This is a genomic window from Photorhabdus laumondii subsp. laumondii (genome assembly GCF_003343245.1).
Classification (GTDB): Bacteria; Pseudomonadota; Gammaproteobacteria; order Enterobacterales; family Enterobacteriaceae; genus Photorhabdus; species Photorhabdus laumondii.
In genome coordinates this window covers 5,640,506-5,655,964 of the sequence record NZ_CP024901.1, presented here as the reverse complement: position 1 = coordinate 5,655,964, position 15,459 = coordinate 5,640,506, and the positions used below count along the sequence as shown (strand labels likewise).

Sequence of the window (15,459 nt, the reverse complement as noted above, 5' to 3'; positions counted from 1 at the left end):
TGTATTCTTTCTTATTAAAACCACTTTCCGTAGCGGGATCAGATTTATTGCCTGACAAATAGTATAGACTCTTTTTTCCACACAATTATTGTGTCGTAACACTATTAGGAACTCATCTAATGTATAACGTAAAATCAGGGAAGTTGTTACCATTTGGTGTGATTGAGGGGGTAACACGAACGAATGTGCAACAAAAACACCATTTCGATACATTAAAAGTTGATTGGATTGCAGAAGAAGTTCCTGTTGCTTTAGTTTATAACGGTATTTCACATGTTGTGATGATGGCAAGTCCCAAAGATCTCGAATATTTCGCTATTGGATTTTCACTTTCCGAAGGCATCATTGAATCTCAACACGAGATTCGTAGTATTGATATTGTCGCTCATTGTCGCGGCGGCATTGAGTTGCAAATAGAACTTTCTAGCCGCCGTTTTGCGGGTTTGAAAGAGCGCAGACGTAATCTGGCGGGACGAACAGGTTGCGGCATCTGTGGAGCAGAACAACTTTCTGATATTTTTCGCCCTATTTCCCCGTTGCCTTTCACTCAAACTTTTTCATTAAACCAGCTTGACTATGCTCTCTCTCAGCTGACTAGCGTCCAAGATGTTGGTGCATTGACAGGTTGTACTCATGCAGCAGGTTGGATCAATCCGGAAGGTAAATTATTGGGCGGATGTGAGGATGTAGGTCGGCATGTTGCACTGGACAAGATGCTAGGCATGAAGGCAAAAACAGGCTGGCAGCAAGGCGCTGTTCTGGTATCCAGCCGTGCCAGTTATGAGATGGTACAAAAGTCAGCCATCTGTGGCGTTGAAATTTTATTGGCTGTTTCAGCCGCAACTTCATTGGCGGTAGAAATCGCTGACCGATGTCATTTGACCTTGGTTGGTTTCTGTAAACCCGGTAAAGCGACTATTTATACCCATGCTGAGAGATTAATAAGTTAAACCCGCTAAGAATATGCAATATCAAGAGTGCCTATATTCCCCCCCGCTGTGATTAAGGTGAAAAGTTTATTTTTATCTTAAATCAACAGAGATTGTCTTAATAATGCTAAATCACGCATGCAAGTTGTGAAACATCCATAGGTTGGGTTCAATGTAATAAGCCATTTGTTGTTGTACATCCACCACTAGCGGCCCTAAACCACCAGGAATAATATACTGCCCACTTTGCAGAAATTTCATTCCTGTCCATTCCTGCCATTTATCAAGCGTGGCATTTATAGACATTGAGTGCATAGCCGGTTGAATAATCTTCGCTCCCAGGCACCAGGGTGTCCGAATCCAAGGATCAAAAGGTTCATTGTTGTCATTTTTCCATCTACAGTATTGTACAAAATCCTGCAATGGATAGTTTTGCTTTAACGTCGGCCTAACAGGAACAACTAACCCTTTTAACCCCTCCTCAATAGCCGCTTGTTTTAAGCTACTAATGAGTAATGCCGGTAAATTCTTGCCACGAAATTCAGGAGATACTGTTACTGACAGTGCTGACAACATTTTTGTTACTTTTTTTCCACGGGCAAACATACCTCTGCGGAAAACTTCATCCCAACCATTATCTGGCAGTTGTTCTAATGAATCGCCTTCCCAAGGGAAAGGTACTGAATTAGCAACACCAATTAATCGCTGTTTTTCTCCTTGCTGCAAAATAGCAAATTGCTGAAAACGGCTGAAATCTGATTTAAATAATTTATTCCAATGCTCATATGTTACTGGGGAGTTCTGCATAAACAAAGGCCAATTATTATAAATAAGCTCATCAGTGGCATTTTTTAAATCAGGTCGTTGTTTTGCAGATTGAATAATAATGTGTGTTTTCAAAGTAGGATTTCCGGTAAAAGTAATTCGTAAGATTGATAAATGCTTCATGAGTTGATAATTATAATTATGTAGAATAGCAGTAATATTTATAGACATAAAGAGATAATATGTTTTAAGTAATTGTTACTAAGAGCTAATTAAATAAATTTTTTATCTTTTATTAATTATTTAAATTAAATTTTTATTTATCAAGCATACTTGAATTCACATAATAAGTGCAACATCGTTAATCCGGAAGTAAATATGTTCGTATTCCTTTAAATAATTCATTCGTTTTAGCTCTCCTCATGAGGATAATTTTATGAATTCATCAATATTTTCCATGAGTTTTCATATATCTTGATAACAATGATTATGTGTCACTATTTCACACAGGGATTGTCATCGCCTTATGACCGATAAATTGGAGATCAATCACATTGGTATCACATAATTGATACAGGTTGACTTTTATTGAACCTGATTAATGTTAAAGTATAAGTATTTATTATGTATATGAATTCAGCAATTCAATTATTGCTGCAAGTTTTCTTTCCTAAGTGATTTATCTGTTTCTTTTCCAATTTGATGTGACTATGGCTGATATTTAGGCCAGTAAGAGGAGAGCCTGATGGCGGGTTTACTACCGATTACTGTAATTGCTGCGGCGGCAGGAGATATTGTTCTTAGTTTGCCGAGACTTCCTCGTAGTGGAGCAGATCAGGAAGCTAAAGAAATTGATCGGCAGATTGGTGGTTCAGGTTTCAATGTTGCTCGGGCTTTAGTTCGCCTGCAAATCCCTGTGATTAATGGTATCCCGGTTGGTAACGGATGCTGGGGGGAGCAGATAACCAAAGAGATGCAGGACCTTGGGCTTGAGGTCACATTGACCAATCCATATCTTGATAATGGTTGGTGTTTGGCAATGGTTGAACCGGACGGTGAAAGAAGTTTTGTCTCCGTGAGTGGTTGTGAAGTTGACTGGAGTACGGCAATGCTCTCTTCTATTGTTTTGCCGGAAAGGGGGTATATCTACTCCAGTGGTTATGTCATGGCGAGTAAATCAACGGCGATTTTATGTGACTGGTTACTGGCGTCTCCATCCGGGCAGACGTTATTGCTGGATTTTGGTCCGCGTTTACCAGAAATAGATCCCACTTTCCTTGATGCATTACCTGCTGACCGGACCATTCTGACACTGAACCGTGATGAAGTTGCTATATTGTGTGGAGAAGGTGATCCTGCCGTCCAAGCTAGCCGTTATTCCAGCGAAAGAAAAATCACTATTATCTGCCGGTTAGGTTCACAGGGTACATGGATATGTCTGCCTGATCGTAAGCCAGAATATGTTGCTGCTTATAAAGTAAAAGTGGTGGATACCATCGGTGCTGGTGATGCCCATAGTGGTGGCATGCTGGCGGGATTATCGCAGGGAATGTCGCTGAGAGATGCTGTTGAACTTGGCAATCGTGTTGCTGCTATTGTCGTCAACCGTTCTGGTGCTGCTGGTGCACCGACAATAAAAGAACTAGAGGAGTTTGTGTTTGAATAATTATTTTCAAGCACTACACCTCTTAGGTTTTAAGGGGCGTAGTTAAAATGAGTGCATTACTTCCAGGTTGGAAACGCAAAACGGCTTTATTTTTATCAGCTCAAACAATTTCTTTGCTAGGTTCTTCCATTGTCCAGTTCTCTATCGTCTGGTATATCACCCTAAGTACTTCATCGGGGGAAATGCTGGCTATTTCGGTGCTCTGCGCATTTCTTCCTCAGGTATTGATCTCTTTATTTGCCGGTGTTTGGGCAGATACTTATAACCGTAAGTGGCTCAGTATTGCCTCTGATGCGTTAATTGCATTAGTCACTCTTGGTTTAGCAATCTCTTTTATGCTCGGATTTAAGAGCATTGAGCTGTTATTTGTCGCACTGATTGTCCGCTCGTTCGGGACGGGCATCCAAATGCCGGCTGTTAATGCGATTATTCCGCAACTCGTGCCGAAAGAGAAATTGCTGCGGGTCAATGGTATTAATACTTCTCTGACTTCACTGATGATGTTGGCATCTCCTGCTATCAGTGGCTTTTTATATTCTCAAACTTCAATTGAGAATATTTTTTTAGTGGATGTAACGACTGCCATTATCGGCATTAGTATTGTTGCGTTTATTCCTATTCCTAAAATTGTTTCTGGCTCCATGCCGGATAATAAATTTCAGGCAATCTTAGCGGGTTTCCGTTATTTGCAAGAGAATAAACTAATCAGAAATCTTTTGATTTTTCTGATTTGTGTCTGCTTTCTGGTTAGTCCGGCTGCATTTTTGACACCTTTATTAGTTAACAGGACATTTGGGGAAGAGCCGTGGCGTTTAGCCATTAATGAAATGACATTTAGTGCTGGCGCGGTTTTAGGTGGATTGCTGATTTCTTTCTGGAGTGAATATAAAAATAAAATGCGTATAACGGCAGTAGCTTGTGCGTTGTTTGGCATATTTATGATCGCTCTTGGTAATGCCTATTGGTTCCCGTTTTATCTGGTACTCAATATCTTTTTGGGCATGGTAACACCTTGTTTTAATGCACCGATAACTGCGGTTTTTCAGGAAAGAGTCGAACCTGAAATGATGGGCAGGGTATTCAGTTTAGTTCAGATTGCTATGTCTTGCTCTCTACCATTAGGTATGGTGCTGTTTGGCCCCATTGCTGACTATATTAGTATTCAATCTCTTTTAATGATATCGGGTGGATTGATATTACTGACGGGCACACTGTTTTTTATGTTTAACGGAGAAGTCAGCCGAGAAAGTAGCAGCGCAGTTTAATCGGACTTAATGTTGCCAGTTATGCGATAAGCGCAGCGCCGTGAATTGCTGGTGCTTCAATTACAACCGTGCAGCTCTTCGCTACTGCCTTTGGAGCTGCATTGGCGGGGATGGTGGTGAACCTTTCAGGATTTAATGAACCGGGTGGTGTAACGGGGACAGCTTCTGCCGCATACTGGTTATTCTTGTTATTTGCTATCGCACCATTGCTGGCGCTGTTTACCGCATGGAGAGCAGCGAAGATTAGGTTAGTGGCTGAGTAGTTCTGTTTTATGGTGCGAGGGATGGATTATGATATCGACGTTTGTTGATGACACGTCGATATTTTCCTGTTTTTTCGACGCACGGTTTCCGCATGTCGATTCCATCGACATATCGCTAACACGTGTCGAAATTTTTCGGTTTTATCGACATGAAGTTTTTACGTGTCGATGCCGTCAACATATACTCGCAACGTGTCGAAAAAAATAGGAAATATAAACATGACATGGCAGCCCGATGCGCCTTTTAATGCTATTCCCTTATTGCCACCAACCGTAAAGGTGATGGAGTCTATTGCGGTATTAAAAGCCTGTATACCTGCCAGAGCTGCACTGGCTGAGCTTAAGCAAGCTGGTGAATTGTCGCCTAATCAGGGGTTACTCATTAACTTGTTGCCGCTGCTGGAAGCAAAAGACAGCTCAGAAATCGAAAATATTGTTACTACTTCAGACAAACTGTTCCAATATGCACAAGAAGACAGTCTGGCTGATCCTGCAACGAAAGAAGCACTACGCTACCGCACTGCACTTTATGAAGGGTTCATACAATTAACTCGGCGGCCACTATGCACGAATACAGCGATTGAAGTTTGTAGCCGACTAAAAGCTGTTGATATGAATATTCGCAAAGTTCCTGGTACAACGCTGAGTAATCAGGCAACGGGTGAGATTATTTATACGCCGCCAGAGGGAGAATCTCAGATACGTGATTTACTCAGCAATTGGGAGCAATTTCTTCATGCAGAAGATGGAATCGACCCATTAATCAAAATGGCTATTGCTCACTACCAGTTTGAGGCTATTCATCCATTTACTGATGGCAATGGACGTACTGGTCGTATCATTAATATTCTCTATCTTATTGAACAGCAGCTTTTGACATTACCAATTCTTTATTTAACTTGCTACATTGTACAACATAAGAGTGATTATTATCGGTTGCTTTCCCAAGTTACTGCTGCTGGCAAATGGGAAGAGTGGATTATCTATATGTTAACCGCAGTAGAGCAAACTGCTAAATGGACTACGGATAAAATTGCTGCGGTAAGAGAATTGATTGAACATACCAGTGAGTATATAAAACAAGGTTTGCCTAAAATTTACAGCCATGAGCTGGTGCAGGTGATATTTGAACAACCTTATTGCCGTATTAGTAATTTGGTTGAGAGTGATATTGCTAAGCGTCAAACTGCTTCGGTTTATTTAAAACAGTTGTGTGATATTGGAGTATTACGAGAAATTCAGGCTGGGAAAGAAAAGCTATTTGCTCACCCTAAACTGGTACAGTTAATGACTAAGGATAGTAATACATTGAGTTATTACACAGTTTGAAAAGTGTCTACATCAAATTTATTAAAAATCTTTGTGAATAACTGGTAAAAATTGAAGCCGAACATGATGTAGTAAAAACCGCTAGCTTTCATTGTTGCAGTACTGCTGGCTATACAACGATAAAGAGCTAAACGTAATTTGCAGAAGTGACTTATTCTTTGTTTTTTTATGATGGAGAGGCTAATACTCTCCGGTTGCCATTATTCTCCGGCATACTGATGATATCAGCAGTTTCCATCTGTTCAATGATACGTAAGGCTCTGTTATAGCCAACAAAATAATGTGTCGCTTAAAAATTTCTTACAATACATATATCCACTTCGCTGGCATGACCTTAAAAATAAGTAGTTACTGCGACAATAGTAAATTTTAATAGCATAACTAATTGATATTTATTAATTATTCATTATTTTTGTACTTAGGGAAGTGGGGGGGGGGAGCTTTTTCAGATAAGAGAAACACTATAGCTTTTTTAACTTATTGGGGGTAACTTATCAGAATGATTATAGTGCGATGGTGATGAAATATGTCTTTGGATGTAGCTTATAGCATTGAATTAAATGAGTATATCGACCCTGATCGAGCTTATGATTTGTATTGGTCTGGATTAATTACTAATAAAAAATTATTTATATGTCCTGGCGAAGATTGTTCTGCACAGGTTACTTGTGCGAATCTTGATGAAGATATGCAGAACATGCGTGTAGTTCCTCATTATCGCATTTATGGTAAACATCATCCTAATTGTGAAATAGAGAGAAAAATTCCGCTTAAGATATTAAGTGTCATTGAAAATGCTAAGCAAGGAGAGAAAAAGACACTTGATCAGTCGATAGTTGATTCTTTTATACTTCATCGCCCGGATAGTTATTATGAATCTAAGAAGAAGGATGATAATAAAAATCATGGAAATAAGCGGAATAAATATCTATCAAAGTCACATGCTCTTAATCTGAAAGAAATCGGCAATATAGGGAAAGTCTACTCGGTTAGAACTATCGTAAGTCGTTATATAAGGTATATTAAGGATAACACGTTAATAAATAGGAAATTGAATATATCTGGAATGGATATACCATATTCTGGGGTGTTTAAATGTATTTGGGAGCAGAAAATAGATTCGTTGCCAGAGTATGGGATTATATATTATGGTTGGGCTTATATAGATAAGTATGAAGGTAAAGGATATCGTATTAAATTTAAAAAAAAGATAAAAAACTCACATGGTGAATTGCTACAAACAACTTGTTTTATATCCAAAAAGCTAATAGATAAATATCATGTAAAAAAACTTGTCATCAAGAGGTTGTCAAAAATAATACAGACACAAAAATCTACAGCATTTGTCTTCATTTATGGGCGGCCTGAAATAATTAGATCGAAAATCAATAATAAAGAGTATGTTAATTTCTATGTTGATAACTTAGACTACATTGATATTAATGTAGATAATCCTCTTCCTAAAAGAAAAGTTTAAATTTAAGTATGGGGAAAAACAGGGTTCTTAGCTGAGTGAGCTAGTATTTTTTACCAACGTTCCGTAAATTCTGTGCCAGCGGGCTAACACTTTTCTCACTAGTAGCGGTATCTACAGCCAGATTTTCCAGTGTATTGTCGTTATTTAAGGATATGTATGCCATTACGATGCAGTATACAATCGTGGAATGCGATAATTTCCTGCGCATTCACCCAAATCATCGGTAAGTCAACGTCTCTACAGTATATCTGTGGCGCTGCATAATGTGAACAAACTCGGCATCCAGTTTAGCATTTCGATAATTCTCATTTCATTTATATCCGTTATCTTTTAAGTCACCTCTTTGTTGGTTGCATTTACTCACCCCGATCACATAGTTGTCCATGTTCCCGGGGATTCGTTCCCTTGCCGTCGCGATGCACTTGAAATCCATAGGGTATATATGGCAGAGTAAAATAATGTCAATGCATGGTGTTGATTTTGCTTTTAATTTTTCCAACCGAAGGGCGAAAAAACAATGGAGAGTTTAAAGTATCTCCGAAGGAGATGCTGAAAGTTAGTCCTTGCTTTGAAACTACTATTCTTTTTTAATTGTAATACTGAACCAAATTTCTATAATTTCGATTACTTCTACACATATGGAGTTAACGATCTCATCCATACGCTCTATATCTAATTCATCATCAATTGTAAAGCCAAAGGATAATGGAATTATAAGTATATTTTTTTATAGGCTTCTTTTTTATTTTCATCAAGTAAGGTTATTACTCCATGAGATTTTCTATTTTTAATGTATAATTCTATTTTTTCCTTTGCACCGGTATTAAAATTCAATTCATCATCGAATAGAGCATTAAAAAGTTTCTTTTTGTTTAATGCCTTCAATAGATCTTCTTTATCGCTTGGGTTTTCTTTTAAATAGGCGTAGAAATCTCGTTCTTTGTTTAATATGTTATCATTTTTTGTATTTATAATCGCAAGTTTATAGTTGTATAGACCTATAAAAAAAACAAATACAGGTATAAATATCAGCGATTGTTTCAAGAGAGAAATTGGTGTTTTGAAAATTTGTTCTGCCGTTAAAATACACTCTTCAGAGAAACAAAATGTCCAATCTCGTTTGATGATAATATCCAAAAAAACCATGATTGCCGTAGAAATCATCGAGAAAAAGCAAACTGTAATAAGTGAAATTATTATGTATGATATTATGCTGGTTAGTGATGCTTTAATTTTCATTTTTAATTGGACTTATTAATTTTAGACGAGCTTTGAACTCATTTGCCTCTACAGGATACAGTTTCTTCAAAATTTCTAAGCGAAATATGACTTGAAAATAACGGCTTCTATATCTTTCAGTGCTACCAAAAGTAGCATGATCTTTTGATAGGTTAGATATCACCCTATTAATTCTTTTTATTTCTTTATGTTCTGGGAGGGGATCGCAATGTTTTGCCAGCAATTTTTTTAGAAGAGGATAATCAGGACAATTAACTCGTTTTAATTTAGTGATTTTCCCTTTGACAGAAAAATAGACGTCATGATAATTCTTCTGCATTCTGATATTATCACGATTATATCCTGTTTTTACAACTCGCTTTACTTGTGTTTTTATATTTATTCTTTCATTCTTTGTAAATCGTGGAGTTGTTTCTTCTATACATAGTCCATGTACTTTAAACGATTGTGGTGAATTAGCTGATAATAATTGAGTCTTATCTTTATTCACTGATAATTCTTTCTGCGTTATAAATTCTGAAATGATAGTTTCAACAAATTTCCAATCACCTTCTTTTTTTAAGCGAGATACTGTTATATCGTCAATTAAACGAGTGTATCTGAAACCGAGACTACGTAGGTAATTTACCTTATTTGGCTCACAATCATAAAAATATAAGTTTGCTAAATAAGTACTTGTTGGGGCACCTTGTGGAACAAAACCATCATACGTAGTAAGCTTTGTTAAAATGTTTGATACTTCATCAGAAAACTTAAATAAGTCTTTGAATATATTGAAAACAAATTTTGTTTTCATTGTAGGGAAAAAATTTTCAATATCAAGTTTGATAAGAATTTTTGCTTTACAATGTTGATGAGCACATAAAATGTAATCGCGAGGGTTTTCTTTGTCTGGTATTGAACCATACAAATAATCAGGGAAATTAATTTGATTAAATATTCTATTGTTTATTTTTCGAAGAATTGATTTAAGCATTCGATTTGGTGCATAAACAATTCGTTCACCACCGTTTTTTTTCTTAATCGGTGGCTTAATATAATATGCGTTTTCAACACCATCTCTAAGCAGACTTTCAAATTTTTCAATATCTTTTATCCCCAGCAAGCCGATTAAGCTTTCTTTTCTTTGAATGGGAGTAAAAGTATCCTTAAACGAGAAACCCTTTGGCATGTAATCCTTCTTAGATAAAAGTTAGCGTCCTCACGGCCAAGAAGGGCAGTTGAATCCGAAGGAAGCAACACAAAAGTATAAAATCCACCCTACCTTCACTAACTTTTTCCAACTGTGTACTGTACTCCGTGGTCTAGCTTTTGCATGGCTCGCCAGAGTGCACCCAGAAAGACCTTTCGGTCGTCCTAGACTTAAGGACAGATCTTTTTGCTTTAACGCTTCCTTTTTCATCAAGTGAGGTCTTAGTCCCACGAAAGTCTTTTACCAGAAATCGGATTGCTCTTAAAGTTTTTTTATTCAGTATCTAATAACTGATCTTCAAGACGGGAATTGCTAGATTTGCTAATAGCCATGTCGTTAGTCCTCTAACGGTGTAGTTAGCCCCTGTCTGGTACTGCTAATACCTTTCAGGGGAGAGATTGGTGATGAGATACTTTTGTGGTAGGGTACGTACCTATAAAAGCCATCATAGTCAAAAAGGTACGTACATGTCAGCGATAAAACGCGATACGAAAAAATCTTCATCGGCAGGCAAATCTCCGACTTTCCAGATACGGATATCACCTGAGCTACGTGAACAGCTTGATGAAGTTGTGGTAAAAGAAGGTGTCAGCTTGGGCAACTGGTTCAAAGAACTCGCCCGTAAAGAGCTTCGTAAGCAAGGGATTGAGCCGAAGGGGTGAACGGGCTACTGTTTGCTATTTAAATCTCCCTTGACATTGTATATCAGTTGTATTAAAATCCACTATGTAGATTATGTGGCGGTAGAGGCATCCCCACGTTAAATAGAACAACCTCATTGGATTATGTGGCGGTAGAGGCATCCCCACGTTAAATAGAACAACCTCATTGGATTAATCTACACGGAAAGCCCTCCATTGGAGGGCTTTTTTGCATAGAGAATAAGAATATGATATTGCGCCAGATCAAACAAGATGTCTACAACAGGCTTTGTGAAAATAGACCGCAAGTTTTAGAAAAAAATAGGGGGTATGGCGTTATATCGATTACTTTAAACGGACTTACATTCGCAGTCCCTTTACGAAGTAATCTAAATCATCCTAATGGGTTCAAGACTATCTTCATAAAGGAAAAAAAATGCTGGAGTGGCTTAGATTACTCAAAAGCTTTACTCATTGATGTTGATGATCTAGAACCACAAGCTTTTAAGCTAAAAATGGAAAAAGAGTATGAAAAGTTAAAAGCAAACGAAAAAAAGATCGAGGTGGAATTTGGGGCTTATGTTCAAGGATACATTGAATACATAAATACTGGTGAGGGTGATGATCGTTGTTATAAATTTACTACACTCCAGTATTTCCATAGAGATTTGGGCTTATAGCCACTAATTATATTAATATTGCTAAGTTGCCCATATTTCTAGCTGAATCAAAGCTATCTGTAAATTCAGCTAGTCAGCTTTATATGCGAGTGGTTAAATAATGGATTCAAGTAATTTAGCAACTTTCAAATGAGCTTCTTTCCTTTCTTCAAAATAATCATATTTGGCCATAAATGCTTTCAACACCTTTGAGCTTGTGATTAAGGCATATGAAAAGGAACGAAAGAGAGGCAGGTAGACTACGGCAAGCTCGTCTTAAATCATGAACAGAGAACCTCTAAAATCTGTCCGATGAAATGATGGAATATCAGTTGCTTGATCGTGATCGCCTTAGCTGGCAGCATTTCTGTCGTCTGGCCGATGTCATCAATAATATTCCTGACCGAAATACCATTTGACATTTTGAACAGCGTATCGGGAAAGATGGCGCTCAGGCTTTATTTGAAGACGCTAACCGCCAATTATCCGCTCAGGGATTTATTGCCTGTCGCGGGCAGGTTATTGATGCCACGTTGATCTCAACGCGTAAGCAACATAATACCCGCGACGAAAATCAGCGGATACGCAAAGGTCACCCCTTAATGACTGGAGCGCGCACAAGCGCTGTCAAAAAGATACCGAGGCAACCTGGACGCAAAAACACGGTAAAAATTATTTTTGTATCAGCTTCTTGTATAGTAATTGATAGAATTGAGTGGACTTTACTCAATATTCTGAATCTGCTCCCTCATCTGTTCGATTAGCACTTTCAATTCAATAGCGGAGTTAGTGATATCGGCGTTGATAGATTTGGAGGCAAGCGTATTAGATTCGCGATTGAATTCCTGCATCATAAAATCCAGTCGGCGGCCGACGGCTTCTTTTTTCTTTAGAATATTACGGGTTTCTTTGGTGTGGGCATCAAGGCGATCTAACTCTTCTGCCACATCGAGGCGTTGAGCCAGTAAAACTAACTCTTGCTCAAGACGGTTATTTTCAAGCTGTACCTGCGCTTCTTCCAATTTGGTTTGCAGGCGTTCCCGCTGCCATTGCATGATTTCAGGCATTTGTTGGCGAACTTTACCGACTTCTTCGGTTACTGCGTCCAAACGTTGTTCAATCATAATTTTAAGTGCGTTGCCTTCGGCTTCACGGCTTTGAATAAAGGCATCCAGTGTTGTATCCAGTTCTTGCAACAATTGAGTGTTGATAGCATCCAGGTCTTGCTCTTCTGCGGCCATAACGCCAGGCCAACGCAGAATATCAACAGGGTTGATTTCACCTTCGTTGCTCTGTTGTTTGACCCAGTTCGCCGCATTGACTAGCTGTTTTGCTAAAGTTTCATTCAGGATAAGTTCGCCTTGAGAGCGTGAATCCAGTTCAAAACGTAAGTTGCACTCAACTTTTCCGCGAGTCAGACGGGAACGAATGCGCTCACGGATCACCGGTTCCAAGCTTCTGAATTGTTCTGGTAGGCGGATATAAGTTTCTAAATAACGCTGATTAACGGAGCGTAGTTCCCAAGCCGCATTTCCCCATTCACTTTTGATATCTCGCCGTGCAAAAGCAGTCATACTACGGATCATGATTCGTTCCCAATTTAAACAAAAGATTAAGAGATTATAACGCTCGTTGTAGATGCAGGATAGGAATTAGCCCTGTTAGGCCGTATAATGCGCCCCCAATAATGATTTAACAACGGAGATAACACTATGCGCCCAACAGGAAGAGCGGCAGAACAAGTGCGTCCTATCACGATAACCCGTCATTATACTAAGCACGCGGAAGGTTCGGTTCTAGTAGAGTTTGGCGATACTAAAGTGTTATGTAATGCCTCCGTTGAAGAAGGGGTTCCTCGTTTCTTGAAAGGTCAGGGGCAGGGCTGGGTGACGGCGGAATATGGCATGTTACCGCGGTCTACTCATACCCGAAATGCTCGTGAAGCAGCTAGAGGCAAACAGGGCGGGCGTACGATGGAAATCCAGCGTTTAATTGCCCGTTCGCTGCGCGCCGCTGTTGATTTAAAAAAACTGGGTGAATACACCATTACACTGGATTGTGATGTTATTCAGGCTGATGGCGGTACCCGTACCGCTTCTATTACTGGTGCTTGTGTCGCGCTAGTTGATGCGTTGAATAAAATAGTTGAAGCAGGCAAGCTGAAAGAGAGTCCTCTGAAATCAATGGTTGCTGCGGTCTCTGTTGGCATTGTGGATGGTGAAGGTCGTTGTGATCTGGAATATGTGGAAGATTCCGCCGCTGAAACTGATATGAACGTCGTGATGATGGAAGATGGCCGGATGATTGAAGTGCAAGGCACTGCGGAAGGCGAGCCATTTAGTCATGATGAGTTGTTATCCTTATTGGCTCTTGCCAAGGGAGGATTAGAGGATATTTTTGATGCGCAGAGAAATGCGTTAAAACAAAATGCATTAAAATAATAAGTTGATCAGGCGACATGATAGTCGCCTTTTTTATGCCTGTTGTATGACGATAACTATGACTCAAAAAGAGGAGAGACACCAATGAAAGCCTATCAGCGCGAATTTATCGAGCTTGCGCTAAAAAAACAGGTACTGAAATTTGGGGAATTTACCCTGAAATCAGGACGTAAAAGCCCGTATTTTTTTAATGCCGGGCTATTTAATACTGGGCGTGATTTGGCGTTAATCGGGCGTTTTTATGCAGCAGCATTGTTGGATAGCGGTATTCAGTGCGATTTGTTATTCGGACCCGCTTACAAGGGTATTCCAATTGCAACAACAACGGCAGTGGCACTGGCAGAACATCATGATATTGATATGCCATATTGTTTTAACCGTAAGGAAGCTAAAGATCATGGCGAAGGTGGTACTTTGGTTGGTAGCCCACTTAAAGGCAATGTTGTTCTGGTTGATGATGTTATTACCGCAGGTACAGCTATCCGTGAATCGATGGAGATTATCAAGCAGCATAATGCGACGCTTGCCGGCGTGATGATTTGTCTTGATCGTCAGGAACGTGGGAACGGTGAAATCTCGGCAATTCAGGAAGTGGAAAGGGATTATGGTTGCAAAGTGTTTTCTATCATTACTTTGAATGATTTGATTAATTATTTGAGTGGTCAGCCAGAGATGAAAGATCATCTGGATGCAGTAAAAGCCTATCGTGCGCAGTACGGTATCTGATAGATAAGCTTCAAAAAAAGCCCTCGCCCAATAACGGGCGGGGTGAGTAGTAGAATAACTTATTGTAACTGAGCCAGTAATAATGGCCAGCGTGCTTCAAATTCCTGCGTTGGACGATAGTGGAACTCAGAGCGTACAAAACGTGAAAGCATCCCTTCACAAAATGCGAGTAACTGAGATGCTAATAACGACTCATCATAACTGAAACCTTGTCCATCACGTAATTTTTTCTCTTTTAAAACTTGGCGGATCTGTACTTCAATTCGTTCAAATAACTGATTTATGCGCCCTTGCAGCCGGTTTTGTTCAAACATTAGAGCATGACCTGTCATGATGCGGGTCAGACCGGGATTTTTTTCTGAAAAACCCAAGATCAGGACCAATATCAGGCGAATACGAGTTATGGTATCTTTTTCATCTTGCAGAATCAGGTTAATCCGTGAAATTAATGAGTCTTCAATGAACTCGATCAAGCTGTCAAACATCCGGGTTTTACTAGGAAAATGCCGATATAGGGCAGCTTCGGAAACACCCACGTTGGCGGCCAGTTTAGCAGTAGTGATGCGATGGCTACCGTCACTGGATTGCAACATATGCGCCAGCGCCTGCAAGATCTCCTCGCGTCTGTTTCTTTTCTTTGTATTTTCGTTTTCTGCCATGTCTGACAAGACCTTTGTTAAGAACAGCAAAACAAACAAATCAGTAATTCTTTGCTCAAGGGTATTTTGAGCAAAGAATATGATAATGGGTTATACCCGTCATCTTTCAAGTTGCCTCTTTGTTGGCTGCACTCGCTCACCCCGGTCACATAGTTATCTATGCTCCCGGGGATTCACTCCCTTGCCGCCGCGATGCATCTTGAAATCC

General features: G+C 39.4%; 14 protein-coding genes and 2 pseudogenes. 10 read left to right on the top strand and 6 right to left on the bottom strand.

Annotated elements, in window-relative coordinates:
* The first annotated feature begins 119 nt into the window (after positions 1-119).
* Positions 120-950, top strand: coding sequence for a formate dehydrogenase accessory sulfurtransferase FdhD (gene fdhD / locus PluTT01m_RS25140; protein ID WP_011148941.1), 831 nt, complete (start codon positions 120-122; stop codon positions 948-950).
* Positions 951-1,061: 111 nt separating this feature from the next.
* Here fdhD and PluTT01m_RS25135 read toward each other — a convergent pair whose 3' ends face one another.
* Entirely contained in the window at positions 1,062-1,925 is an 864-nt protein-coding gene (locus PluTT01m_RS25135; protein ID WP_228957222.1) for a transferase, read from the bottom strand.
* Positions 1,926-2,439: 514 nt separating this feature from the next.
* On the opposite strand from PluTT01m_RS25135, the gene PluTT01m_RS25130 reads away from it, so the two are divergent.
* The 4 genes and pseudogenes from PluTT01m_RS25130 to fic all read left to right on the top strand — a co-directional run bounded on the left by PluTT01m_RS25130 (position 2,440) and on the right by fic (position 6,217).
* Entirely contained in the window at positions 2,440-3,360 is a 921-nt protein-coding gene (locus tag PluTT01m_RS25130; RefSeq protein ID WP_011148939.1) for a carbohydrate kinase family protein, read from the top strand.
* Positions 3,361-3,407: 47 nt separating this feature from the next.
* Entirely contained in the window at positions 3,408-4,625 is a 1,218-nt protein-coding gene (locus PluTT01m_RS25125; RefSeq protein WP_011148938.1) for an MFS transporter, read from the top strand.
* A gap of 44 nt (positions 4,626-4,669) precedes the next feature.
* A pseudogene (locus PluTT01m_RS25120) lies at positions 4,670-4,888 on the top strand (MFS transporter); the annotation flags it as partial.
* A 219-nt stretch (positions 4,889-5,107) separates the two neighbouring features.
* On the top strand, positions 5,108-6,217 hold the full coding sequence (gene fic / locus PluTT01m_RS25115) for a protein adenylyltransferase Fic (protein ID WP_011148936.1): 1,110 nt from the start codon (positions 5,108-5,110) through the stop codon (positions 6,215-6,217).
* Between the two features lie 166 nt (positions 6,218-6,383).
* Here fic and PluTT01m_RS28370 read toward each other — a convergent pair.
* Positions 6,384-6,491 (bottom strand): annotated as a pseudogene (locus PluTT01m_RS28370) (DNA translocase FtsK); the annotation flags it as partial.
* A 252-nt stretch (positions 6,492-6,743) separates the two neighbouring features.
* Between PluTT01m_RS28370 and PluTT01m_RS25105 the strand changes: the two are divergent.
* On the top strand, positions 6,744-7,694 hold the full coding sequence (locus PluTT01m_RS25105; protein ID WP_011148935.1) for a hypothetical protein: 951 nt from the start codon (positions 6,744-6,746) through the stop codon (positions 7,692-7,694).
* 711 nt (positions 7,695-8,405) lie between these two features.
* Here PluTT01m_RS25105 and PluTT01m_RS25090 read toward each other — a convergent pair.
* On the bottom strand, positions 8,406-8,858 hold the full coding sequence (locus PluTT01m_RS25090; RefSeq protein WP_228956865.1) for a retron Ec48 family effector membrane protein: 453 nt from the start codon (positions 8,856-8,858) through the stop codon (positions 8,406-8,408).
* 64 nt (positions 8,859-8,922) lie between these two features.
* A complete protein-coding gene (locus PluTT01m_RS25085; RefSeq protein WP_011148932.1) occupies positions 8,923-10,104 on the bottom strand; it encodes a reverse transcriptase family protein in 1,182 nt (393 codons plus the stop codon).
* Positions 10,105-10,592: 488 nt separating this feature from the next.
* On the opposite strand from PluTT01m_RS25085, the gene PluTT01m_RS25080 reads away from it, so the two are divergent.
* The gene (locus tag PluTT01m_RS25080) at positions 10,593-10,787 is read left to right on the top strand and encodes a hypothetical protein (protein WP_011148930.1); all 195 of its coding nucleotides are present in this window, start codon (positions 10,593-10,595) and stop codon (positions 10,785-10,787) included.
* Between the two features lie 227 nt (positions 10,788-11,014).
* Positions 11,015-11,446 (top strand): type III toxin-antitoxin system TenpIN family toxin, encoded by a 432-nt coding sequence (gene tenpIN / locus PluTT01m_RS25075; RefSeq protein ID WP_011148929.1) that lies wholly within the window; start codon positions 11,015-11,017, stop codon positions 11,444-11,446.
* A 701-nt stretch (positions 11,447-12,147) separates the two neighbouring features.
* Here tenpIN and PluTT01m_RS25070 read toward each other — a convergent pair.
* Positions 12,148-13,011 (bottom strand): YicC/YloC family endoribonuclease, encoded by an 864-nt coding sequence (locus PluTT01m_RS25070; protein ID WP_011148928.1) that lies wholly within the window; start codon positions 13,009-13,011, stop codon positions 12,148-12,150.
* A 126-nt stretch (positions 13,012-13,137) separates the two neighbouring features.
* Between PluTT01m_RS25070 and rph the strand changes: the two genes are divergently transcribed.
* Positions 13,138-13,866, top strand: coding sequence for a ribonuclease PH (gene rph / locus PluTT01m_RS25065; RefSeq protein ID WP_011148927.1), 729 nt, complete (start codon positions 13,138-13,140; stop codon positions 13,864-13,866).
* 84 nt (positions 13,867-13,950) lie between these two features.
* Complete coding sequence (gene pyrE, locus PluTT01m_RS25060) at positions 13,951-14,592, top strand: orotate phosphoribosyltransferase (protein WP_011148926.1); 642 nt, start codon at positions 13,951-13,953, stop codon at positions 14,590-14,592.
* Positions 14,593-14,651: 59 nt separating this feature from the next.
* On the opposite strand, the gene slmA is transcribed toward pyrE, so the two are convergent.
* On the bottom strand, positions 14,652-15,251 hold the full coding sequence (gene slmA / locus PluTT01m_RS25055) for a nucleoid occlusion factor SlmA (protein ID WP_011148925.1): 600 nt from the start codon (positions 15,249-15,251) through the stop codon (positions 14,652-14,654).
* Positions 15,252-15,459 lie beyond the last annotated feature (208 nt).

What these genes read in the sequence shown, in the direction of transcription:
- fdhD (WP_011148941.1), top strand. Translation starts at nt 120, where the DNA reads ATGTATAACGTAAAATCAGGGAAGTTGTTACCATTTGGTGTGATTGAG.
- PluTT01m_RS25135 (WP_228957222.1), bottom strand. Translation starts at nt 1,925, where the DNA reads ATGTCTATAAATATTACTGCTATTCTACATAATTATAATTATCAACTC.
- PluTT01m_RS25130 (WP_011148939.1), top strand. Translation starts at nt 2,440, where the DNA reads ATGGCGGGTTTACTACCGATTACTGTAATTGCTGCGGCGGCAGGAGAT.
- PluTT01m_RS25125 (WP_011148938.1), top strand. Translation starts at nt 3,408, where the DNA reads ATGAGTGCATTACTTCCAGGTTGGAAACGCAAAACGGCTTTATTTTTA.
- fic (WP_011148936.1), top strand. Translation starts at nt 5,108, where the DNA reads ATGACATGGCAGCCCGATGCGCCTTTTAATGCTATTCCCTTATTGCCA.
- PluTT01m_RS25105 (WP_011148935.1), top strand. Translation starts at nt 6,744, where the DNA reads ATGTCTTTGGATGTAGCTTATAGCATTGAATTAAATGAGTATATCGAC.
- PluTT01m_RS25090 (WP_228956865.1), bottom strand. Translation starts at nt 8,858, where the DNA reads ATGATTTCTACGGCAATCATGGTTTTTTTGGATATTATCATCAAACGA.
- PluTT01m_RS25085 (WP_011148932.1), bottom strand. Translation starts at nt 10,104, where the DNA reads ATGCCAAAGGGTTTCTCGTTTAAGGATACTTTTACTCCCATTCAAAGA.
- PluTT01m_RS25080 (WP_011148930.1), top strand. Translation starts at nt 10,593, where the DNA reads ATGTCAGCGATAAAACGCGATACGAAAAAATCTTCATCGGCAGGCAAA.
- tenpIN (WP_011148929.1), top strand. Translation starts at nt 11,015, where the DNA reads ATGATATTGCGCCAGATCAAACAAGATGTCTACAACAGGCTTTGTGAA.
- PluTT01m_RS25070 (WP_011148928.1), bottom strand. Translation starts at nt 13,011, where the DNA reads ATGATCCGTAGTATGACTGCTTTTGCACGGCGAGATATCAAAAGTGAA.
- rph (WP_011148927.1), top strand. Translation starts at nt 13,138, where the DNA reads ATGCGCCCAACAGGAAGAGCGGCAGAACAAGTGCGTCCTATCACGATA.
- pyrE (WP_011148926.1), top strand. Translation starts at nt 13,951, where the DNA reads ATGAAAGCCTATCAGCGCGAATTTATCGAGCTTGCGCTAAAAAAACAG.
- slmA (WP_011148925.1), bottom strand. Translation starts at nt 15,251, where the DNA reads ATGGCAGAAAACGAAAATACAAAGAAAAGAAACAGACGCGAGGAGATC.